General features: G+C 66.2%; 24 protein-coding genes. 8 read left to right on the forward strand and 16 right to left on the reverse strand.

From position 1 onward, the window contains the following. Position 1 precedes the first annotated feature (1 nt). Positions 2-1354 carry a globin-coupled sensor protein gene (locus tag QX051_RS04550; RefSeq protein ID WP_315773121.1) on the forward strand — a complete coding sequence of 451 codons (1353 nt, stop codon included), beginning with the start codon at positions 2-4 and terminating at the stop codon, positions 1352-1354. Between the two features lie 110 nt (positions 1355-1464). Here QX051_RS04550 and QX051_RS04555 read toward each other — a convergent pair whose 3' ends face one another. The 7 genes from QX051_RS04555 to QX051_RS04585 form a co-directional block, all read right to left on the reverse strand. After that, positions 1465-1689 (reverse strand): hypothetical protein, encoded by a 225-nt coding sequence (locus QX051_RS04555; protein ID WP_315740303.1) that lies wholly within the window; start codon positions 1687-1689, stop codon positions 1465-1467. A gap of 102 nt (positions 1690-1791) precedes the next feature. Next, entirely contained in the window at positions 1792-2490 is a 699-nt protein-coding gene (locus QX051_RS04560; RefSeq protein ID WP_315775222.1) for an aspartate/glutamate racemase family protein, read from the reverse strand. A gap of 264 nt (positions 2491-2754) precedes the next feature. Beyond that, on the reverse strand, positions 2755-3162 hold the full coding sequence (locus QX051_RS04565; protein ID WP_315740305.1) for a DUF1127 domain-containing protein: 408 nt from the start codon (positions 3160-3162) through the stop codon (positions 2755-2757). 465 nt (positions 3163-3627) lie between these two features. Then, complete coding sequence (locus QX051_RS04570; protein ID WP_315759657.1) at positions 3628-4038, reverse strand: DUF1127 domain-containing protein; 411 nt, start codon at positions 4036-4038, stop codon at positions 3628-3630. Between the two features lie 361 nt (positions 4039-4399). Continuing rightward, positions 4400-4831 carry a hypothetical protein gene (locus tag QX051_RS04575; protein ID WP_315775223.1) on the reverse strand — a complete coding sequence of 144 codons (432 nt, stop codon included), beginning with the start codon at positions 4829-4831 and terminating at the stop codon, positions 4400-4402. A gap of 1238 nt (positions 4832-6069) precedes the next feature. Further along, positions 6070-7491, reverse strand: a complete 1422-nt coding sequence (locus QX051_RS04580; protein ID WP_315775224.1) for a PleD family two-component system response regulator — start codon at positions 7489-7491, stop codon at positions 6070-6072. A gap of 12 nt (positions 7492-7503) precedes the next feature. Continuing rightward, a complete protein-coding gene (locus QX051_RS04585; RefSeq protein ID WP_008964019.1) occupies positions 7504-7869 on the reverse strand; it encodes a response regulator in 366 nt (121 codons plus the stop codon). Positions 7870-8086: 217 nt separating this feature from the next. Between QX051_RS04585 and QX051_RS04590 the strand changes: the two genes are divergently transcribed. Together QX051_RS04590 and QX051_RS04595 are read left to right on the forward strand one after the other, a co-directional pair. Then, positions 8087-8386, forward strand: a complete 300-nt coding sequence (locus tag QX051_RS04590; RefSeq protein ID WP_315775226.1) for a DUF3572 domain-containing protein — start codon at positions 8087-8089, stop codon at positions 8384-8386. Beyond that, entirely contained in the window at positions 8383-9690 is a 1308-nt protein-coding gene (locus QX051_RS04595; protein WP_315775227.1) for a DNA polymerase IV, read from the forward strand. Before QX051_RS04590 ends, QX051_RS04595 begins: the two co-directional genes overlap by 4 nt. A gap of 8 nt (positions 9691-9698) precedes the next feature. Here QX051_RS04595 and QX051_RS04600 read toward each other — a convergent pair whose 3' ends face one another. Then, complete coding sequence (locus QX051_RS04600) at positions 9699-10556, reverse strand: cell envelope integrity EipB family protein (RefSeq protein ID WP_315740310.1); 858 nt, start codon at positions 10554-10556, stop codon at positions 9699-9701. 205 nt (positions 10557-10761) lie between these two features. On the opposite strand from QX051_RS04600, the gene QX051_RS04605 reads away from it, so the two are divergent. The 4 genes from QX051_RS04605 to QX051_RS04620 all read left to right on the forward strand — a co-directional run bounded on the left by QX051_RS04605 (position 10762) and on the right by QX051_RS04620 (position 13867). Then, on the forward strand, positions 10762-11229 hold the full coding sequence (locus QX051_RS04605) for a RidA family protein (protein ID WP_315775229.1): 468 nt from the start codon (positions 10762-10764) through the stop codon (positions 11227-11229). A gap of 75 nt (positions 11230-11304) precedes the next feature. Next, on the forward strand, positions 11305-12057 hold the full coding sequence (locus QX051_RS04610; protein WP_315775230.1) for a glycerophosphodiester phosphodiesterase: 753 nt from the start codon (positions 11305-11307) through the stop codon (positions 12055-12057). Positions 12058-12172: 115 nt separating this feature from the next. Then, the gene (locus tag QX051_RS04615; protein ID WP_315775231.1) at positions 12173-13381 is read left to right on the forward strand and encodes a GNAT family N-acetyltransferase; all 1209 of its coding nucleotides are present in this window, start codon (positions 12173-12175) and stop codon (positions 13379-13381) included. A gap of 60 nt (positions 13382-13441) precedes the next feature. After that, a complete protein-coding gene (locus QX051_RS04620) occupies positions 13442-13867 on the forward strand; it encodes an HIT family protein (protein ID WP_315775233.1) in 426 nt (141 codons plus the stop codon). Here QX051_RS04620 and nadC read toward each other — a convergent pair whose 3' ends face one another. From nadC to QX051_RS04660, 8 genes are all read right to left on the reverse strand, one after another. Continuing rightward, positions 13868-14716 carry a carboxylating nicotinate-nucleotide diphosphorylase gene (nadC, locus tag QX051_RS04625; protein ID WP_315775234.1) on the reverse strand — a complete coding sequence of 283 codons (849 nt, stop codon included), beginning with the start codon at positions 14714-14716 and terminating at the stop codon, positions 13868-13870. Continuing rightward, on the reverse strand, positions 14713-16266 hold the full coding sequence (locus QX051_RS04630) for an L-aspartate oxidase (RefSeq protein WP_315775236.1): 1554 nt from the start codon (positions 16264-16266) through the stop codon (positions 14713-14715). The genes nadC and QX051_RS04630 overlap by 4 nt, the downstream gene beginning before the upstream one ends. Next, positions 16263-17249, reverse strand: coding sequence for a quinolinate synthase NadA (gene nadA, locus QX051_RS04635; RefSeq protein WP_315775237.1), 987 nt, complete (start codon positions 17247-17249; stop codon positions 16263-16265). Before nadA ends, QX051_RS04630 begins: the two co-directional genes overlap by 4 nt. Positions 17250-17317: 68 nt before the next feature. After that, positions 17318-18277: an NrtR DNA-binding winged helix domain-containing protein gene (locus QX051_RS04640; RefSeq protein ID WP_315775239.1), complete on the reverse strand. Its 960-nt coding sequence runs from the start codon at positions 18275-18277 to the stop codon at positions 17318-17320. A gap of 15 nt (positions 18278-18292) precedes the next feature. Beyond that, positions 18293-18775 carry a tRNA (N6-threonylcarbamoyladenosine(37)-N6)-methyltransferase TrmO gene (tsaA, locus tag QX051_RS04645; RefSeq protein ID WP_315754508.1) on the reverse strand — a complete coding sequence of 161 codons (483 nt, stop codon included), beginning with the start codon at positions 18773-18775 and terminating at the stop codon, positions 18293-18295. 78 nt (positions 18776-18853) lie between these two features. Further along, complete coding sequence (locus tag QX051_RS04650; protein WP_315740320.1) at positions 18854-19198, reverse strand: AzlD domain-containing protein; 345 nt, start codon at positions 19196-19198, stop codon at positions 18854-18856. After that, complete coding sequence (locus tag QX051_RS04655) at positions 19195-19941, reverse strand: AzlC family ABC transporter permease (RefSeq protein WP_315775240.1); 747 nt, start codon at positions 19939-19941, stop codon at positions 19195-19197. The genes QX051_RS04650 and QX051_RS04655 overlap by 4 nt, the downstream gene beginning before the upstream one ends. A 129-nt stretch (positions 19942-20070) precedes the next feature. Beyond that, positions 20071-21087 carry a transglycosylase SLT domain-containing protein gene (locus tag QX051_RS04660; RefSeq protein ID WP_409998059.1) on the reverse strand — a complete coding sequence of 339 codons (1017 nt, stop codon included), beginning with the start codon at positions 21085-21087 and terminating at the stop codon, positions 20071-20073. A gap of 142 nt (positions 21088-21229) precedes the next feature. Between QX051_RS04660 and QX051_RS04665 the strand changes: the two genes are divergently transcribed. Then, positions 21230-22165 (forward strand): glycine reductase, encoded by a 936-nt coding sequence (locus QX051_RS04665; RefSeq protein WP_315775243.1) that lies wholly within the window; start codon positions 21230-21232, stop codon positions 22163-22165. Positions 22166-22169: the final 4 nt, after the last annotated feature.

The following is a 22169-nucleotide window of genomic DNA, read 5'->3' on the forward strand; positions in this document are numbered from 1 at the left end:
GATGACCGATCTTCAGACTTTGCAATCCCGTCTCGATTTTATCGGCATCGACAATGCGACCAGAGAGGCGCTGCGGGAGCTGCGGCCGCTGATCGGCAAGGTGCTGCCTGGGCTGCTGGAGCAGTTCTACGCCCATGTCGGCAAGTACCCGCATCTCGCCAAGATGTTCTCCACCCCGGCCGCCATGCGGCACGCCAAGCAGGCCCAGCACGATCATTGGATGTCGCTGGCGACCGCGAAGTTCGACGATGCCTATGTGAAGTCGGTGACCCGGATCGGGATGGCCCACAACCGGATGGGGCTGGAGCCGCGCTGGTACATCGCCGGCTATTCGCTGATCGTCACCGGGCTGCAGAAGGCGATCGAGACGGAGATCGCGGACGGCTGGTTCGGGGGCCAGTCGGCGCGCGAGAAGAAGGCCGCACTGCAGGCTGCGATCACCAAGGCGGCGATGATCGACATGGATCTCGCCATCTCGGTCTATCTCGATGCGGCCAAGACGGAGCAGCACGTCGCGATGCAGCGCATGGCCGATGAGTTCGAAGCCACCGTCGGCCAGATCATCAACAAGGTTCATGCCGACGCGCGCACGCTCGAGGTCTCGGCCAACACGCTGACCAAGACCGCCGAGCAGACCCAGCAGCTGTCGTCCAGCGCCGCTTCCGCCTCGGGCCAGGTCTCGACCAACGTGCAATCGGTCGCTTCGGCCGCCGAGGAAATGACCTCCTCGGTCCACGAGATCGGCCGCCAGGTCAGGGAATCGACCACCATCGCCAAGGAGGCCGTGCGCCAGATCGAGCAGACGGACGTCGGCATCAGCGAGCTGTCGCGCACCGCCGAGCGTATCGGCGACGTGCTCAAGCTGATCACCTCGATCGCCGCCCAGACCAACCTGCTGGCGCTGAACGCCACCATCGAGGCGGCGCGCGCCGGCGACGCCGGCCGCGGCTTCGCGGTGGTTGCCTCCGAGGTCAAGGCGCTGGCGTCGCAGACCGCCAAGGCCACCGAGGAGATCGGTCAGCAGATCGAAGGCATCCAGAACGCGACGCAGTCCTCGGTCGCCTCGATCAAGCAGATCGGCGGCACCATCCAGCAGATCTCGGAGATCGCCGCCGGCATCGCCGCCGCCGTCGAGCAGCAGGGCGCGGCGACGGGGCAGATCTCGCGCAACGTCCAGGAGGTCGCCGGCGGCACCGCGCGCGTCGCCGGCAACATCGACGACGTCAGCAAGGGGGCCAGCGCCACCGGCACCGCCTCGTCCCAGGTGCTGTCCTCCGCGCACTCGCTGTCGCGGGAGAGCGATCACCTCAAGGACGAGCTGGACAAGTTCCTGCGCAAGGTGCGCGCGGCGTAGCCGTGTTCAGCTGAACCGTCGAGCGCATCAGCGCGAGCGTCATAGCCACTCTTCCGCGCCGTAAGAATGGCGGATCACGCTGGGCTGATCCGCCGGACGCACCAGGCGTGCTACATCCCGTGGCTCTGGAACACCGCCGCGCAGCGCTTGCTCAGCTTGGCCCGATTCTGCGTCAGACAATTCTGGACCCCGAAGTCGTCGCCGAGCTGAGTGCGGCAGAAGCGCTTGGCGTCGGGTGCGCACGCCTTCTGCTCCTGCGGCGTGCCCATATGGGCCAGCGCGAATGACGGCAGAACGGACAGCGACACGGCAACCGCAAACATCAGCTTCTTCATCGGGGCTCCTCGTTGGGGCCCAGACAAACGCCTGCGGCGGCGGGCGGTTCCGACGACGTTCGATGGAGAACGGCCGCGCATCGCCCTGCGCTGGTCCGCTCCTCAGACCGCAACCGGACACGCGCGCGACAGCGCGGCGCGGGCGAGCAGCCGCGTCGAGTCCAACGTCGGCAAGGACGAGTTGGTGTCATCGATGATGAGCGGAATTTCGGTGCAGCCGAGCACGACCGCGTCGCAGCCCCGCGCCTTCAGCCGCACGATGATCGCCTGAAACGCGGCGATGGATGACGGCTCGAAGCGGCCGCAGACGAGCTCATCCATGATGATGCGGTTCGCCGTGATACGGTCGGCCTCGTCCGGGCGCTCGAAGGCGAGGCCGTTCGCGGCCAGGCTGTCGGGATAGACATTGCTGTCGACGAGCCATTTCGTGCCGGTGATGCCGACACACCGATAGCCTCTCCTCGCCGCCTCCTTGGCGACCTCATCGGCGATGTGCAGCCACGGCAGCGGCGAGCGCGGCAGCACGAGCGGCAACGCCTGGTGGATGGTGTTGTCCGGGCAGATCAGGAAATCCGCGCCGGCCGCCGCGAGCTTGCGCGCCGAGGCCAGCATCAGCTCGGCCACGCCTGCGAGATCGCCGCGATCGAGACATGTCACGTAGTCGGCGAGCGACGGCGTGTGCATCGACACCTCGGGATGCGCATGCGGCCCGAGGACGCCGGCTCCCTCCTTGCAGATGGTGCGATAGCAAAGCGCGGCGCCCTCGGCGGAGCAGCCGACGATCCCGATATGTTGCGTCATCTGACATGGCCTCCTCTCGCGATTCTCCGCGGATGATGGTCGAGAGACGCGCGATCTCTCCTCCCTCATTGCGAACGCAGCAATCCAGGCTCGTCCCGCAGACGGACTCTGGATTGCGTCGCTGCGCGCACAAGGACGTTGTGGCAACGGCTCGCTGAGCAGGCAAGCCCGCGCTTTGGAACAAGCCATGGTATCGCGAGGGCGGATCACGCGGATCCGCCCTGCCGACGACCACCGTAACGTCGAGCGCCGGCTCGCGCGTAGCTACATCACGCCGCGGGACATCATCAGATGCGCCGTGCTCCGCTTGAACCGTTCGAGAGCGCGGTGCGCGGCGATGTGGTCGATGTCGCCTCGGGTCAGGCCGATATCAATCAGTTGCGCCTCGCTCAGGTCACGCAGATCGACTCTCATCCGCCTGAGCCGGCGGCCTTCCTGAAACACCAGCCAATAGCGCGCCAGCCGGCCGAGCAATCCCGGCGCTGCTGCGCCCGGCGGCCCGGCGGCGTCCTTTTCCGACACCGCGTCACGCAGCACCGTGATGGACGCGGACGGTCGCGGCGCGGCTTGCACGCCACGCACAGCGTTCGTCGCTGCGGCCATGGGACGATCGAGACCGGGAGCGGCGCCATCGCGCGCGATCTCGGCAGTGAGGTTGGTCTGGGGCGGCATCGGATGCTCCTGCTGTTGTGCCGGCAGGGAGCGTGGCCAAACAAAAGGCCCCGTCCGATGCCGGCGGGGCCTGGTGGAATGATCGTGTCGTCGAAAACCTAGCGCACGACTCCTCCCACGGCCCGGCTGCAGCGGGTCGTATGTTTGCGGTTGGAGCGGCGCACGACATTGATCATGGTTTGTAGCTACCACGATGATTGCGCCAGATCAAGGCATGTAGTTCCTGCGCTCGCAGATGAGCACCTATGCGAGGCTTGTGTTCTGCCGAACTCCGCGCACACGACGTCTCCGGCAGAAAGTGTCCAGAAGGAAGCGCGATCTCACCTCCGTCACTGCGAGCGCAGCGAAGCAATCCAGCGTCGTGTACGGGACCCTGGATTGCTTCGCTGACGCTCGCAATGACGTCGCGGCGACCATCTCGCGCTGTTGGTCGACCGTCCCTGCATCGCCACGGCCTGCGACCGACTACATTCCCCTCCGCGAGACGCCGCCCAGATATCGTGGGTCGTCCCTCAGGCTCTCGAGCATCCGCAGCGCGGCGATGTGCTCGATCTCGGCACGCGTGATGCCGATATCCGTGAGTTCGCGTTCGCTCAGCTCATACAGGCTGTCTCGCACAGTCTTGCGGCGCTGCCGTTCTTGAAGGGCGCGCCAGCACCAGCCGATCAGGCGGATGACCAGCCAAGTCGGCGTGGCCGGCGGACCGGCCGCGTCCTTTTCCGACAACACCTCTCGCAAGGCTGCGATCGACGCTTCGGACTGCGTCGATGGCTGCACGCTGCTGATCGCGCCAGTGACTGATGCGATCGAGAGATCGACGTTGAGCCCTGACACGTGCGCAGCGTCGATCGTCGCGTTGGTCTGATGGGGTGGCATCCTGTGCTCCTGCTGTTATGCCGGCAGGGAGCGTGGCCAAACAAAAGGCCCCGTCCGATGCCGGCGGGGCCTGGTGAGAACATCGCGTCGTCGATCTCCTAGCGCGCGACTCCTTCCATGGCCCGGCCGAAGCCGGTCATGTGATCGAAGTTGACGATGCGGATCGATGTGCTCATGGGACCTGGATACCACCAATATCGGATAAAATCAAGAGCTGTTCCGTATGATGGCACATCTCTGAGGCGAGTATTTCGAACCGATGAGTTTGCGACGTGTCGTAGGGCGGATTAGCGCAGCGTAATCCGCCATTACACGGGCGGACAAGCGGCGGATTACGCTGCGCTAATCCGCCCTACGCAGTTTATCCGCCCAGCCGACGTTCGGGGCATCCCCTTGCAACCCACCCCGCAGCATCGCCCCAACCGATGACGACGTCGTGGTGATTACAGCAGAGGAGGTAACTGGCGTCCTTGTCGGAGACGTAAAATTCCATTGGCGGGCACTCCTCCAGGACACGTAGCAGATCCGCCCCGTTACGGAATGTCCAACACGCGCTCGCCCCCGCCACAATCATCACACATTCGCGCCTGCCGACATACGTCGGGATCATTTGCCATCCGTCCGTCCTGTGCAGGCCCTGGGGCGCCTTGGAATTGTCCCAGGGCACGTGACCAAGAACATTCACACCGAGACGATCGCGTAGCAGCATCGCCATCGCACGCCGCTGCTCATCATCGAGCAAAGCAGCGACGACCTGTGTTTCGTTGATTGCCCGGGAGATATGGTCAAGCATCGTGATGCTGTTCCAACTGGCCCGATATCGCCTCGCAGGTGTTCCAGCGGATCACGCCGCGCAGATCCACCCTACGGCACTGCCCGAGTGGCTATGAAACGATCCTCGATGAAGCCAGCCAACCAGGCGGCAACACCTCCCAACAGTCCCATCACAAAGGGGTTGGCTTCGACGCCGAAGACGTGAAGGATCGGGAGTCCGCACACCATCAACCCACCAGTCAGAGCGCCAATACGAAGCGGCCTCATCTGTTTCCCCTGAGATCGCGGATGACCTTGGTAACGCATGTTAGCACGAGATAACTGAAGCTCGTAAGCCTATCAACGCCAGCGTGAAAATCATTGGTCATCCTGGAGCTTCGCGCGATCGGAAGTCGATCCTGTCCTCGGCAGTCTCCGGGACTGTCCTGCTCCGAAATACGAACTTCTCAAATAATCTCAACGTGATCGCCGTGGCCGCTCTCCGACCCGCATTTCTCACTTTCTTTTTTTCAGAATACATGCTACACGTCGCCCATCCCACCTCGCCACGAGGGGCGCATCGCGATCGTCACGAGCGTGAGGTGGGCTGCGGTGGGCGTGTCGGGGTGCAGCGTGGCTTGGCCGCGCGGACGAACATCCTGATGCGCACGGTGAAGCCGTGTGGTCCTGGCCTCCCGGTGCTGAGGCCAAGCGGGCGCTGCGACGAAGCGCGCTCGCGACGGGGGCAAGAACGCCGGTCCCCGGGGAGAGCGCGGAGTAAGCCGTAAAGCCATCGCGCAGGGAGGGCCGGATGTCCGGCTCGTACCTGTGGTTCTGCCGCGTGCTTTTTTCTGCACGCGGACCATGGGTGCGACCTGCACCCGGCCTTCCCTGCGCCCTCTGTTCTCGACGAGGGCTTTGAATGGCAAAGCTCGGGCGCGGATGCGTGGCGAGGACGACATGTCATGTACGGAAGCCTGCCGTCCGACCCCGCCGTTACTTTGGCGCAACGACGTCGTACGCACGCCCGATAACCTGCAGCGCGCGTGGCCGTCCTTCGAGACGCAGGCCTGCGGCGTGCTCCTCAGGACGAGGTCCGTGGTCTTGGCGCGGTCTTTGAGAGATCTTGGCGAAGCTCTCAACCCTCATGCTGAGGAGCGCCGCTTGCGGCGCGTCTCGAAGCACGAGGCCCGGAGCGGCTCGATGGCAGATGGAGGCCGTTGGACAGATGCGCCGCAGCTTCAGCCGAGGACAGAAAGATCGGAGCCGCCCTGCCCCTCAGCGGCCGCGGCCGGCGGCTTGCGGCAGGAACGGCGCCGGCTGATGCACGGGGGCGATCGCCACCGCGCGGTTGCGGCCCTCGTTCTTGGCGCGGTAGAGCGCGGTGTCGGCGCGCTTCATGACGTCGGCGATCGGCTCGCCCTTCTGCTCCAGGGTCGACAGCCCGATCGAGGTCGTGACCTCGATGCGCTTCTCGCCCTTGTGCACCGAGAATGGCTCGTTGGCGACCGAGCGCCGCAGCCGCTCGGCGACCATGCCGGCGACGTGCAGATCGGTCTCGGGCATCACGATCACGAACTCCTCGCCGCCATAGCGGCAGGCGAGATCGATGCCGCGGATCGACTTGCGCACCCGCATGGCGAACTCGCGCAGCACGTCGTCGCCGGCATCGTGGCCGTAATTGTCGTTGATCGACTTGAAGTAGTCGATATCGAGCATCATCAGCGCCAGCGGCTTGCCGCGGCTCGCCGCCTGGTCGGCCAAGGTCGCCAGATGCGTCTCCATGTAGCGGCGATTATGCAGGCCGGTCAGCGCGTCGGTGATCGCCATCTCGATCGAGTTCTGCACGTTGTCACGCAGGTGATCGGTGTAGCGGCGCTTGCGGATCTGGGTGCGCGCCCGCGCCATCAGCTCGTTCTTGTCGACCGGGCGCAAGAGATAGTCATTGACCCCGATTTCCAAGCCGCGCAGCAACCGCGAATTGTTCTCCGCCTCGGCGATGGCGAGGATCGGCACGTGCCGGGTGCGCTCCAGGGAGCGCAGCTGGCTGCACAGCCGCAGGCCGTCGTAGTCGTTCAGGTCGAGCGAGACGATGACGAGGTCGTAATTGCCTTCGGCGGCGTTGAACACGGCCTCGGCGGGATTGGTCTCGACATCGACGGCATGCTCGGTCGCCAGCATCGGCCCGAGCCGCTCGTAGGACGACGGCCGGTCGTCGACCAGCAGCACCTTGCCGCCCCTGCCGCCGTCGGCGACAGCGTTGCGCTCGGGCGCCTGCACGCCGATCTCGAGCGAGGTCAGCGCGCGCATGCGCAGCTCGTCCGTCATCATCTTCAGCCGCGTCAGCGAGCGCACGCGCGCGATCAGCACGACGTCGGAGACGGGCTTGGTCAGGAAGTCGTCGGCGCCGGCCTCCAGGCCGCGCACGCGGTCGGACGGGCTGTCGAGCGCCGTCACCATGACCACCGGAATGAAATGCGTGGCCGGATTCGACTTCAGCCGGCGGCAGACCTCGAAGCCGTCCATGTCCGGCATCATGACGTCGAGCAGGATGATGTCGCATTCGGCGCGCTGGCAGATCTGCAGCGCCTCGGCGCCGTTCGCGGCGGTCAGCACGTCGAAATACTCGGCCGACAGCCGCGCCTCCAACAGCTTGACGTTGGCCGGGACGTCGTCGACCACAAGGATACGCGCGGACACTGCAGAAACTCCTTAGCCGATAAAGCGGCGTACCGTTTCAATGAATTTTCCGACCGAGATCGGCTTGGAAAGATAGGCTTCGCAGCCACCCTCGCGGATGCGCTCCTCGTCGCCCTTCATGGCAAAGGCCGTCACTGCCACCACCGGGATGGCACGCAAATCCGGATCGTCCTTGATCCATTTCGTCACTTCCAGGCCCGAGACCTGCGGCAGCTGGATGTCCATCAGGATCAGATCGGGGCGGGTCCGGCGCACGATGTCGAGCGCCTCCACACCGCTGGACGTCCCGGACGTCTGGTACCCGTGGGCTTCCAACAGATCGCGGAAGAGCTTCATGTTGAGCTCGTTGTCCTCCACGATCAGGACGGTCTTGCCCATCCGCCCCTCCGAATCACTGACACCGGCATGCCCTCTGGCGGACGCCTGTCCACCGCTACTCATCTAATTCAAACTAGCCCCAGATTCGTTCTAACCCGTTAAGTCGGTATTCGATCTTTCCCCGAGATGGTTTCCACTTGCTTGAACCCATTCCGAAGACTCGGGCATGATGGGCGCAAAGTAGAGCCGACAAGTTAACGGAAAGGCAAATCCGCCGTTGAAAAAGCCCGTTCGAAATCCGCGCGAAGTCGCTGAAATCGTTGCAGTTCAGGCCCTCGGCTTCCTGGCCGGCGAACCGGAGCGGCTGGGCCGGTTCCTGGCCGAGACCGGGATTGGGCCGGAGACGCTGCGATCCTCGGCCGCCGACCCCAATTTCCTGGTCAGCGTGCTCGATTTCGTGCTGCGCGACGACGAGACGGTAAAGGCTTTTGCCGCCCACTCCAAGTTACATCCGACCAATATCATGGCGGCGCGGCAGGTATTGGGCGACCGGCATTGGGAGCGCGACGTGCCGTGACCGCTTCCGCGCCAGAAGGAGCGTCGCGCGCGGTCAGCGGGCCGACCTGCTTCTGCCGCGACTGCCTGACGGATCTGGATGACAGCGCGCGCCGCTGCACGGCCTGCGGCTCGCCGCGCCTCGTCCGCCATCGCGCCCTGCCCGCGCTGACGCTGGCCCATATCGATTGCGACGCGTTCTATGCGACCGTCGAGAAACGCGACAATCCCGAGGTCGCCGACCGGCCCGTCATCATCGGCGGCGGCAAGCGCGGAGTGGTGTCGGCGGCCTGCTACATCGCCCGCACCTATGGCGTGCGCTCGGCGATGCCGATGTTCAAGGCGCTGGAGCTGTGTCCCTCGGCGGTCGTCATTCCTCCGGACATGGCGAAATACGTCCGGGTCGGCCGCGAGGTGCGCCAGGCGATGCAGGCGCTGACGCCGCTGGTCGAACCGCTCTCGATCGACGAGGCGTTCCTCGACCTCTCCGGAACCGAGCGCGTCCACGGCATGGTCCCCGCAAAGGTGCTGGCGCGCTTCGCCCGTGAGGTCGAGCAGACCATCGGCATCACCGTCTCGGTCGGCCTGTCCTGCAACAAGTTCCTCGCCAAGATCGCCTCCGACCTCGACAAGCCCCGCGGCTTCGCCGCACTCGACCAGGAGGAAGCGCGCAACATGCTGGCCGACAAGCCGGTCGGCTTCATCTTCGGCGTCGGTCCCGCCACGCAGCAACGGCTGGCGAACCAGGGCTTCCGCACCATCGCCGACCTGCAGCGTGCCGACGAGATCGAGCTGATGAAGCAGTTCGGCGGCGACGGCCGCAGGCTGTGGCGGCTGGCGCGCGGCATCGACGACCGCAAGGTGGTGGCCGACCGCGGCGCCAAGACGATTTCCAGCGAGACCACCTTCGACACCGACATCCGCGACTACGCAGCCCTGGAAAAGATGCTGTGGCGGCTGTCGGAGAAGGTCTCGTCGCGGCTGAAGGCGAGCCAGCTGGCCGGCTCGACCGTCACCTTGAAGCTGAAGACCGCGGACTTCCGCCAGCGCACCCGCTCGCAATCGATCGCGGCGCCGACGCAGCTCGCCGGCAAGATCTTCGCAATCTGCAAGGAGATGCTGGCGCGCGAGACCGACGGCACGGCGTTCCGGCTGATGGGCGCCGGCGTCAGCGCGCTGCGCCCGGGCTCGGAGGCCTCCGACACCGACATGCTCGATCGCCGTTCGGCCTCGGCCGAGCGCGCGATCGATGCGCTACGCAAGAAGTTCGGCCAGGCCGCGGTGATCCGCGGCATCGCCTATGACGGCCCGGAGCAGACGGAATGACGCCCCGATCAATTGCCGCAGGGTTTGCCGTCCTTCGCGTCCTTGACGTCGAACTTGCCGAGCGCGCCGGCGATGACGAAATCATTGTAGTCGAGCACGAGCGCGCGCGAGACGCCGTTCTCGTACAGCTCGAACGACATCGCGTAGACCGGCGTCTGCTCGCCCTCGGCCCGCTTGGCGTCGCGGTCATAATAGCTGACCGTCACCGGCCAGCGCGTCATCTTCTTCATCTCGTCGTTGTCGGTCGAGGCATCGGGCTTGGCGGCCGCCTTGTCGGCCGACACGGCTGCTCCGATCACGGTCAGCGTGTTGTAGACCTTCTCGCCATTGTCCGAGCCGTCGTAGACCGTCAGCTCAAGCAGCGACTTGCCCTCGCGCGCGGCGGCGATGATGCGATGGATCTGCTCGGTCGGAAACACGGTCGAGCCGTCGAGCGTGAAGGTCTTCGCCTCCGGCTGCTTGAGCTTGACGGTGATGTGATCGCCGGTGCGCTCGGCGATGCCGTCGACCGGGCTGGAGGCCTGATCGTTCATGCGCGAGTCGATCTTGAAGCGATAGCTCTTGCCGGCGCCGTCCTCCCAGGCAGTCGAGCGCAGGTCGCTCAGGGTCACCTTGCCCTCGCCGAGATCGAGCTCCGACACTTGGCGGAATTCCGAGGTGTAGCCGTTGCAGGCATTGCCGGAGAAATTGTAGAGGATGCGGCCGCGCGCGCTATTGACGGGGCTCGACCCGCGCGACTTGACCAGGCTCAGGTCATAGAGCGCCTGATGCGGCAGGAACGGCACGGCCGCCCCGGCCGGCGCCGGACCGAATGTGATCGCCGCCACGGCGAGCGCTCCCATCGACAGTCGAAACGAATGAGCCATGAGTTTTCCTCGGAGGACGTATCGCTAAACCGTCACATTAAAGACCGCTGCATTACGTCGCAACTGCGGCTGGCTCACGGAAACGTGCGGTCAAAGCGGCGGATTGGCGTCGGCGCTGGCTGCTTGCATGTCACTAGCAACTGCGCCAAACAGGACCGCGGTCCGGCACGGGATCGGCTTTCAGACGACAGAACGGGGATTTCAGATGGCGGGTACGGTTGAACAGAATCTGACGGCACAGGGCATCACGTTGCCGGCACCAAAGGCGCCGGTGGCCAACTACGTCCCGTTCGTGCGCACCGGCAACCTGCTGTTCGTGTCGGGCCAGGTCTGCCTCGGCGCCGATGGCAAGATGATCGCCTCCGGCAAGCTCGGCGGCGGCGTGTCGATCGAGGACGGCTATGCGGCCGCGAAGGGCTGCGGCGTCAACCTGCTGGCGCAGGTCAAGGCGGCGATCGGCGACCTCGACAAGGTCGTGCGCGTCGTCCGTCTCGGCGGCTTCGTCAATTCGGCGCCGGACTTCCTCGACGGGCCGAAGGTCCTCAACGGCGCCTCCGACCTGATGGTCGCCGCTTTCGGCGACAAGGGCCGCCACGCCCGCACCACCGTCGGCGTCTCGGCCCTGCCGTCCGATGCGGCGGCGGAAGTCGAAGGCGTGTTCGAGGTTGAGTGAGAGAGAGCGCATGATCCGGAAAAGTGCGAAACAGTTTTCCGACGAGATCATGCGCCAGCAAAATGGACGGGGCGAATGCGCGCACCTGACTGGCTGACGGCCCGCCCCGTCGCCCATCGCGGCCTGCATGATGCTGTCAGCGGCATCATCGAGAACATGCCGGCCGCCGCGCGCGGCGCCGTGGCCGGCAACTTCGCCATCGAATGCGACATCCAGCTGTCGGCCGATGGCGAGGCCATGGTGCATCACGACTATGATCTCGGACGCCTCACCGAGGGCACCGGCCCGCTGATCGAGAAGACCGCAGCTGAGCTGAAAGCGATCAAGTTCAAGCAGACCGACGAGCACATGATGACGCTCGGCGACCTCTGCAACCTGATCGCCGGGCGCGTGCCGCTGGTCGTCGAGGTCAAGAGCACGTTCCAGGGCGATCACCGGCTGGTCCGGCGCATGGCCGAGGTGCTGGCGTCCTATTCCGGGCCGGTGGTCGGCATGTCGTTCGATCCGGACCAGGTGCTGGCGCTGCGCGAAACCATGCCCGAGCTGACGCGCGGCATCGTCGCCCAGCGCAGCTACGAGGACGGCTACTGGGCCAAGCTGACCCAGGCGCAACGCGACAGCATGCTGCATCTCAAGCATGGCTTCAGCAGCCAGCCGCATTTCGTCGCCTATTGGGTCGAGCAGCTGCCTGCGCCTGCCCCCTGGATCGCGCGCAACGTGTTCGGCTGCCCGCTGCTGACCTGGACCGTCCGCACCCCCGAGCAGCGCGCCGCCGCAGCCCGCTATGCGGATCAGATGATCTTCGAAGGGTTTACGCCGGAGACGTGACGCCGGCCTTGAACTCGCTGCTGCGATGCACGATCTTGAGGGACCGGCCATTCGAGCGTCGCCGCCGGGACGCCGCTCGTTAGGTTCTCTTAAGGACTCGACTTTCAAGGACTCGATGGCATCACCTGAGATCACGCTCGAAGCCGTCCCCGGGGTCAGCGAAATCCCGGCTGCAGCATGGGATGCCTGTGCCAATCCGGACGGTCGCCTGAGTCCCGGCTCATCTCCCGCCTGCGGCCGCGGCTACAATCCGTTCATCTCACACGCATTTTTCTCGGCGCTCGAAGCCTCCGGCTCGGCCACCCTGCGCACCGGCTGGGCGCCGCGCCATCTGGTGGCGAAAATGGGTGACGAGGTCCTCGGCGTCGTGCCCTGCTATCTCAAGTCCCACTCGCAGGGCGAATATGTCTTCGACCGCGGCTGGGCTGATGCCTATGAGCACGCCGGCGGACGTTATTATCCGAAGCTCCAGGTCTCCGTCCCATTCACGCCTGCCAGTGGGCCGCGGCTGCTGATCCGCGCCGGCCAGGACCGGGAGTTGATAGGCAACGCCCTCACCCAGGGCCTGAAGGCGTTGTGCGGGATCAGCGAGGCGTCGTCGGTGCACGTCACCTTCGCCCGTGAATCCGAATGGCAGCTGCTCGCAGCGCAGGGTTTCCTGCAACGCACCGATCAGCAGTTCCACTGGCACAACCAGGGTTTTTCCAGCTTCGACGATTTCCTGGCGACGATGAATTCGCGCCACCGCAAGGCGATCAAGCGCGAGCGCCGCGATGCGCTGAGCTCCGGCATCAGCATCCATTGGCTGACCGGCAAGGACATCACCGAGGATGCCTGGGACGCCTTCTTCGATTTCTACATGGAGACCGGCTCACGCAAATGGGGCCGGCCGTATCTGACCCGCAAGTTCTTCGCGCTGATCGGCGAGAGCATGGCCGAAGACGTGCTGCTGGTGATGGCCAAGCGCGACGGACGCTGGATCGCCGGCGCCATCAACTTCATCGGCTCGGACACGCTGTTCGGCCGCAACTGGGGCGCCATCGAGCATCACCCGTTCCTGCATTTCGAGGTCTGCTACTACCAGGCGATCGATTTCGCGATCCAGCACAAGCTGGGGGTGGTCGAGGCCGGCGCCCAGGGCGAGCACAAGATCGCGCGAGGCTACCTGCCGCAGACCACCTACTCCGCCCACTACATCGCCGATCGCGGCCTGCGCCGGGCCATCGACGACTATCTCAAGCGCGAACGCGCCTATGTCGAACAGGCCGGCCGCGAGCTCGCCGAATCCGGACCGTTCCGGAAAGGGATGGACGAGCCGTCTTGACCGGCGACACGTGCCGGTGAGAGTAAGGCGCACCAAGAGGAACTGCTTAAGGGACTGCCCATGACCGCCTACGATCCCAACAATCCGTTCGCGAAGATCCTGCGCGGCGAATTCCCCTGCACCAAGGTCTATGAGAACGACCACGTGCTGGCGTTCCTCGACATCATGCCGCGCGTGCCCGGCCACACCCTGGTGATCCCGAAGGCCGCTGCACGCAACATCCTCGACATCACCGAGGAGGACTATCTCCACGTCGGCCGTGCCGTGCGCACCATCGCCCGCGCCGCCAAGACCGCGTTCGCCGCCGACGGCATCACCGTGCAGCAGTTCAACGAGCATGCCGGCGGGCAGATGGTGTTCCACCTCCACGTCCATATCATGCCGCGCCACAACGGCGATTCCCTGCTGCCGCCCGCGAGCCGCAAGGAAGATCCGAAGGTGCTGGAGGAGAATGCCGCGAAGCTGATCGCCGTGCTCAAGGGCTGATCACGCCTCGTCGAGCCCGATGTCCAGCGCGGCCGACGAATGCGTGATCCAGCCGACCGAGATCAGGTCGACGCCGGCCGCGGCGATCGCGGGTACGGTCTCCACCGTGATCCGGCCCGAGGCTTCCGCGATGGCCTTGCCGCTGATCATGCCGACGGCGGCTTCGAGCTCCGCCGGCGTCATGTTGTCGAGCAGCACCGCATCGACGCCCAGCGTCAGCGCCTGCTCGAGCTGCGCCAGAGTGTCGACCTCGACCTCGATCTTGACGAGATGGCCGGCATGGGCCTTCGCGCGCGTGATGGCAGCCTTGATGCCGCCGGCGATGGCGATGTGGTTGTCCTTGATCAGCACCGCGTCATCGAGCCCGAAGCGGTGATTGCCGCCGCCACCCGCGCGCACCGCATATTTCTCCAGCGCGCGCAGGCCCGGCGTGGTCTTCCTGGTGCAGACGATCTGCGCCTTGGTCCCTTTCACCGCGGCGACCAGGGACGCCGTCGCGCTGGCGACCCCGCTCAAACGGCAGAGGAAGTTGAGCGCGACGCGCTCGCCGGTCAGGAGCGCCCGTGCCGGGCCGCTGATGGTCGCGATCGCGTCTCCCGGCGTCACGACGCTGCCGTCCGGTCGCACGATCTCCATGCGCACGTCCGGCGAGACGGTCTGGAAGGCGCAGCGCGCCACATCGAGACCTGCGATCACCCCGTGCTGGCGCGCCCGCAGCTTCAGCGAGGCGCGCTGCTCGGCGGGGACGATGGCATCGGTGGTGATGTCGCCGGCGCGGCCGAGATCCTCGAGCAGAGCCATGCGCACCAGCGGCTCGTAGAGCAAGGGCGAGAGAGGATTGAGAGTCATGGCACTGCGCTCCTGAACGGCGTCTGCTCCGCCTCGACAATGTCGCGTGCAACGGCGACCGCCTCGGACAGAGTGAAGCTGGACGGCTGCGCGACGCGCAGCGTGTCCGGACGATCGCTGCGGAAATGCGCGCCGCGGCTCTCCTCACGGGCATGGGCCGCGACCGCAAGCATCAGGCCGACCAGCGCCGGATCAGCCATGGGCCCGGCCTGCTCTGCCAGCGGAAGCAGGCTGCTGACGGCATCCGCGATCGTGCGACGCTCGCGCATCACGCCGAGCGCGTGCGACAGCAGCGGCCGTACGGCCGAGGGATCGGACGCCGGCGGAATTGCCGCCACCTCGCACGGCTTGCCTGCACGCTGCGGCGCGCCGGCCACGCTTTCGGCCACCCATTGCGCGCAGACGATCGCCTCCATCAGCGAGTTGCTGGCGAGCCGGTTGGCGCCGTGCAGGCCGGTGCGGCTGGCTTCGCCACAGGCCCACAAGCCCTCGACCGAGCTGCGTCCCATCGCGTCAACAGCGATGCCGCCCATATGATAGTGCACGGCCGGCCGCACCGGGATCGGATCGCGCGCGGGATCGATGCCCGCCATGCGGCAGAACGCGCTGATCACGGGATAGCGGGCGGCGAAATCCTTGCCCGGCTTCTCGCGCGCATCGAGGAACACGCGGTGGCCTTGCGCACGGCGGCGCCATACCGCCCGCGCCACCACGTCGCGCGGCGCCAGCTCAGCGCCAGGCTCGTCGGCCATGAAGCGCGTGCCGGTGTCGTCGATCAGGACGGCGCCATCGCCGCGGATCGCCTCGGTGAGCAGCGGCAGCGGCCGCGACGGCCCGTCGAACGCCGTCGGGTGAAACTGCACGAATTCGAGGTCGGACAGCACCGCACCAGCCCGCGCCGCGAGCGCGAGGCCCTGGCCGAAACAGCCGGCCGGATTGGTGCTGTCGAGGAACAGGCCGCCGATGCCGCCGGTTGCGATCACGACGCGCGTGGTGGCGAGAACGAGGGGCTCATCGGCGCGCACCGCGACCACGCCGTGGATCGCATTGTCTTCGACGATCAGCCGGCACGCCTCGACGCCTTCCAACAAGGTCACGGAAGGGCAGAGCCTGACTGCCGCGATCAGCGCGCGCATGATCTCGCGTCCGGTCCCGTCACCGGTCGCATGCACGATCCGGTTGCGGCGGTGCGCGGCTTCCAGACCAAGGCGCCAGCGGCCGTCTTTGCGGCGATCGAACGCGACGCCCAGCTGAGCCAAGCGCGCGACCGCGGCCGGAGCTGCTTCGATGATGCGGCGCGCAGCGGCCTCGTCACAGAGGCCGGCGCCCGCCGCGATGGTGTCCGCCAGATGCAGCCCCGGATCATCGTCATCGCCAACCGCCGCGGCCAGTCCACCCTGCGCCCACATGCTCGACGCCTCCGCGCCGAGCGGCGATTTCGACAACAGCACGACCGGCTCGGGCGCAAGCGCAAGCGCCGTCATCAGACCTGCGGCACCGCCGCCGATGATCACGGGACGGCCGATCAACGCCGAAACATCGATGCTCATGACGCCAGCATCCTTTCCACCGAGCGCCGCGCGCGCTCGGCCATCGCGGGATCGATCGTGACCTCGTGCGTGTTGGTCTCGAGCGCATGGCGGATGTTCTTCAGGGTGATCCGCTTCATGTGCGGGCACAGATTGCAGGGACGGATGAACTCGATGTCGGGATGGAGCACGGCGACATTGTCGCTCATCGAGCATTCCGTCAGCAGCACCACCCGGGCCGGCCTTCTTGCTCCGACGAAGTCCGACATCGCCGCGGTCGAGCCGGCGAAGTCGGCCTCCGCCACGACCTCCGGCGGACACTCCGGATGCGCAAGCACGGTGACACCGGGATGGTTGTCGCGCAGCGCGCGGACGTCGTCGGCGCTGAAGCGCTCATGCACCTCGCAATGCCCCTTCCAGGCCGTGATCCTGACCTTTGTCTGTGCGGCGACGTTCCGCGCGAGATATTCATCCGGCAGCATGATGACGTGATCGACGCCGAGCGACTCGACGACCGCGCGTGCGTTGCCGGACGTGCAGCAGACGTCGGACTCGGCCTTCACCGCCACCGACGTGTTGACATAGGCGACCACCGGCACGCCCGGGTGGCGCGCGCGCATCAGCCGCACGTCGTCGGCGGTGATCGATTCCGCCAATGAGCAGCCCGCCTCCACGTCGGGGATCAACACCGTCTTGTCGGGATTGAGCAGCTTGGCGGTCTCGGCCATGAAGTGGACTCCGGCGAGCACGATCACCTCGGCATCGACCTTGGTCGCTTCGCGCGCCAGCAGCAGGCTGTCGCCGACGATGTCGGCGACGCCGTGATAGATTTCGGGCGTCTGATAGTTGTGCGCCAGCACCACGGCATTGCGCTGGCGCTTCAGCGCCAGAATGGCTTCGACGTCGTCCTCGAAGACAGCCCATTCCGGCGGCGGGATCACCCGCCTCAGACGCTCAGCAAGCGGTGCATTCGGCGCGACGGCAGGCAGGACAAGCTCGGCCATTTATACTCTCCATGAGCATAAGATGCCTTATACTTATCCTGAGCATAAGCCTTGTCAAGAGCGGGAGATCAAGACCGCGAGAGCGGCAGCTTGGTTCCGACCACCGCCCGCTCGGCTAGAACGCCCTGCCTGAAGCGAAACAGCTTGGCCGGCCGACCGATCGTGTCGGCAGCGATTGCGCCTGTCTCTTCAACCAGTTCCTGCTGCTCGATGAGGCGGCGGAAGTTCTGCTTGTGCACGAGCCGGCCGGCCAGTGCCTCGACGCTGCGCTGCAATTGCAGCAGTGTAAATTCTTCCGGCATCAACTCGAACACGACCGGCCGGTATTTGATCTTGGCGCGCAGACGGGCAATGCCGGTGGCGAGAATCCGACGGTGATCACCGATCATGGCGCGGCCGGGCACCTCCGCCTGGCGGGCCTCCTTCTCGCGCGTACTCTCGGGAATCAGCGCAGCCTCGTACAGCAGCTCATAGCGCTGCAGCGCCAATTCCTCGTTCCACTCGCGGCCATCGAGACCGAAAGTGATCGCGGCGCGCTGCCACCTTGTCTTCTGCAGCGCCGGCTGGTCGGCGGCTCGCGCCCAGGCCTTCAGCTTCGGCGCGATGATCTTGGCCAGGATCGTCGGCGGTCCGTCGCGATGATCCTCCCACGGGAAGTAGTCGTACCATGACGACCATTGCGCATCCGCGCCCTCGCGCCCCTCTTCCTCGCGTGTCAGGCCGAGATAGCTGATGGAGATACGATGCGGCGCGTCGGGATCGCCGCCGCGACCGCGGTCGGCGAAGGTGTAGAGCTGCTCGACATAGCCGAGCGGATGGCCGGTCTGCGCCTTGACCCAGGCGCGCAGGCCCATCTGCAGCGAGCGGTGCGCGAACTGAAACGGTCCGCTCGGCAGCGCCGCAGCGTGCTCGATCGTCATGATCTTCGGATGGCCGTCGGTCACCGCCACCAGCACGGCGACGAGGTCCGCCGTGATCGCATCCAGAGCCGTCACCGTCTTCTGCGGCCGCTTGTTCACCTTCGACATCCGGATCTGTCGGTCCTATTTGTCATCCTCACCCGCCGCTGCCGGCGTGAACACACAATGATCCGGCTTCAGGTCGATCAGCGGCGTCTCGTCGAGGCAGTCGAGACCGCGCACCAGCACGGTGCTGCCTTCCAACGCGACGAAGCGGACCGTCGACACGCCGATCGGATTGGGACGCACCGGCGAGCGCAGCGCGAAGGTGCCCCGGGTCTCGCCATCATGATGCCGCGGGCTCTGCTTCACGAGATCACGGCGCGCCCGGTTGAGCCAGTACAGCACCTGGAGGTGGCTGAAGGCATCGATACCCTGCAGCGCCGGGACCCAGGGCTCGAAAATCTCGAGCCGGCACACCGGCCCCTCGAAGCTGCCCTGCCGCGGCGTCTCGAGCCGCGAGGTCCAGGGCGTGCGGATGCGGCCGATGAAATACAGCGTGGCGTCGCGCGGCTGGGGCGCGTCGACGGCGACTTCTCCCGGGCGGAGATCGGTATCAGTGGTCATTGCGGAGTCCTTGGGTCTTCCCGGCAATCTATCCGAACCTCGGCTCACCGCAATTGCGGTTGCGCAAGATCGCGTAACTCAGCCGAGCCACCATTTGCCGGCCAGCATGACGGCCTCGCCGCAGACGACACCGGCAAAGATCGAGCGGCGGCTCGCCATGAAGGCCGCAAGGCCGGCAACGACCGCACCGTAGCGCAGGCCCCATGGCACGCTGGCGAGCGCGCCCGGCGGCTGCACCAGGATCTGGGCGATGACCCCCGCCAAGATGGCGGTCGCGACCGCCTTGACCCACATCAGCAGGTCCGAGCCCTCGTCGAGCCCGCTGCCGAACCACAGCCCGAGCAGGCGCCAGATCTGGTTGGGGATCACGCCCGCCACCAGCAGCACCACGAGCGCATGCCAATCGCCGATGAAGTCGCTCATGCCGGCCCCCGCCGCTCGCGCCATTTGTGCGCGCCGAACGCGAGCGTTCCGGCGACGACGCCGCTGACCAGGATATCGACGCCGCTGTTGAGCTGGGCCGCCACGGGATACAGCACGAGGCCAAGGCCGAGCGCGAGCACGTCGGCCAGCTCCCTGGCGTTGCGCAGGGTCGAGAACAGGAACGCCAGCGGCGTCAGCAAGAGCACCGCGGCGCCGAAGGTCTGCGACAAGTTGGCGGCGAGAAGATAGCCGATGATGGTCGCGATCAGCGCAATCCCCATCAGGCCGGTGCCGAGCCCATGCACGAAGGCGATGCGGCGCTCGCGCGGCACATGCGGCAGGAAGCGATAGCATTCGACCCACAGGGTCACGGCGGTGAAATGCGCGATCAGCACCAGGTGCCGCCGCTTGGTCTGCGGCGAGCGGATCAGCGGCAGCACCGCCACCACCATCGGAAACAGCCGGATCGCGCTCATCGTGACCGCGATCGCCGATTGCAGAATGGTCTGGCCGGAACCTAGCGTGGAGACCAGGATGATCTGCGCCGGCCCGGCCCACACCAGCACCGTGCTCAGGATCGCCCAGAGCATGCTGAAACGGGTATCGTGGGCGAGCGCGCCGATGCCGATGAAGGTGACGAACAGCACCAGTGACAGGATGGTCGCTGACGTCGCGCGCAGCCCCCAGCCGAAGGCGCGCAGTGAACCATGCCATTGCGGCGAATCGAGCGGAGGAAGTGTCACGGGCGGCCCAGCGGAACGAACCGCGATAAGGCTGGCGAAAGCCGCTCGCGTCAACCGCCATCAGGCGAGCGCGGGTCTGCGTCCGGCGCAGCCATTCCCACCATCCCCACGCGCGGCGCCGCACGAGCTCTATCCGGAGCGATTGCGCAGCACGAAGCAGGCGCCACCGGCTCCGCGGATCCGGCTGCAGAGCGCGTCGGCCTCGGCCCGTGTCTCGGCGCCGATCCGCACCTGGTAGAAGGCGTGGTTGCCGCGCGAGCGCATCACCGACGACAGCAGGCTCGGGTCGCGGTCGCCGATGACCGGGCCAAGCCCCTTGATCGCCCGCGAATACATCGCGAGCGCCTTGTTGCGGTCGAAGCCTGCAGCCAGTTGGACGCCCCATGGTTTCGCGGCCGACAGCGCCACATGCTGCTCGAGCTCCGTGACGAACGGATTCGGCGCGCGCTTCAACATCGCCATCAGCTGACGACACGAGGTCGGCGGCGGGCTCGGCGGCATCTTGCCGCCGTTGCCGGCGGCCGCCCACTCATCGATCGTGGCGCCCGTGATGGCCGAAACGTAGTTGCGGGTCTCCCAGGGCATCTGCCCCTTGCCGGTGAGCCAGTCCTGCACCCGGCGCGGCCCCGCATTGTAGGCCGCCGCCGCGAGCCCGAGATTGCCGAACTGATCGCGCAGCTCGGCCAGGAACTGCGCCGACTTCGGCAGCGCCTGAACCGGATCGAACGGATCGAGCAACTGGCGCTGGTTCGCCGTGCCCGGCATGAACTGCGCAATTCCCTGCGCCCGCTGCCCGTTGCGCGTGACCGGCCCGACTGCATCGCTCTGAAAGCGGCTTTCCTGCCAGATCACGCGGGCGAAGAATTCGAGCGCCAGATCATTCGCCTTGGCTGCGGATTCGATCATCAGGCAGATCGCCTCGCGGGTGCCGCTCTCCTTGGACTCCTCGGCCTTGATCTCCGAGCCCTCTGCCGCAGGCTTTGCCGGCTTCGCAGTCTCGTGCGGCGCGTCCTGCTGCGCGCCGTCCTTCGGATCAGCCGGCACGGCAACGTCACGGTCTGAGCCCTGCTCCGCCGCCACGCCGGACAACGGCCCGGTCAGGATCAGGGCAAGGCCGAGACAGGCAATGCGAGCAACCGAAACCATGGAAGGCATCGTGAGCGCGGTGCAATGGTTGGAATTCTGTCGACAGACAAAGCCCAGGACCATGCGGGGTTCCACCGCGCGGCGCCTTGACACAGCGAATGAGCGGGCTAGCAATCCGAAAATCCTGCAGGGAGCGCGACGGATGACCGCACCGACCGACGACAGACTCGGCTTCGCGCCCGAAAGCGATGCGCCCTTGTCCTACATGGCGCGCACGCGCGACTACTATCTCGCGATCGGCTATGACACGCCCTATCGCTGGGCTCACTACACGTCGGCGCCGTTCCATCCCTTGCGCAAGCCGCTCGCGCAGTCGCGCGTCACCGTTGTCACCACGGCCGCGCCGTTCGATCCCGCCAAAGGCGATCAAGGCCCCGGCGCGCCCTACAATGGCGGCGCCAAGTTCTACTCCGTCTATGACGGCGACACGTCGGCGCAGCACGACCTGCGCATTTCCCACATTGCCTATGATCGCGCGCACACCTCGGCCGAGGATTCCGGCACCTGGTTTCCGCTACCACAGCTCATCAGGCTGGCGCGTGAGGGCCGCATCGGCGCGGTCGGACCGCGCTTTTTCGGCGCGCCGACCAATCGCAGCCAGCGCGTGACGATCGAGACCGATGCGCCGGAGATTCTTGCGCGCTGCCGCGCCGACGAGATCGACGCCGTCGTGCTGGTGCCGAACTGTCCGGTGTGTCACCAGACCGTGAGCCTGGTGGCCCGGCATCTCGAAGCGAACGGCATCGCGACCGTCGTCATGGGCTGCGCCAAGGACATCGTCGAGCACGCCGCAGCACCGCGCTTCCTGTTCTCGGATTTTCCGCTCGGCAATTCCGCCGGCAAGCCGCACGACGCGGCCTCACAGGCCTTCACGCTCGAGCTCGCCTTGCGTGTCCTCGAGAGTTCACCAGCCGCACGGACGACCGTGCAATCGCCTTTGCAGTGGAGCGACGATCACGGCTGGAAGCGCGACTACAGCAATCCGGCCATGCTCGCGCCGGAAGAGCTGGCGCGGCGGCGCGCCGAATTCGATGCGCAGAAGGCGATCGCGCGGCAGGTTCGTGGAAAGCAGGTGTGAAAGC

Source organism: Bradyrhizobium sp. SZCCHNR1053 (assembly GCF_032381235.1).
Taxonomy (GTDB): Bacteria; Pseudomonadota; Alphaproteobacteria; order Rhizobiales; family Xanthobacteraceae; genus Bradyrhizobium.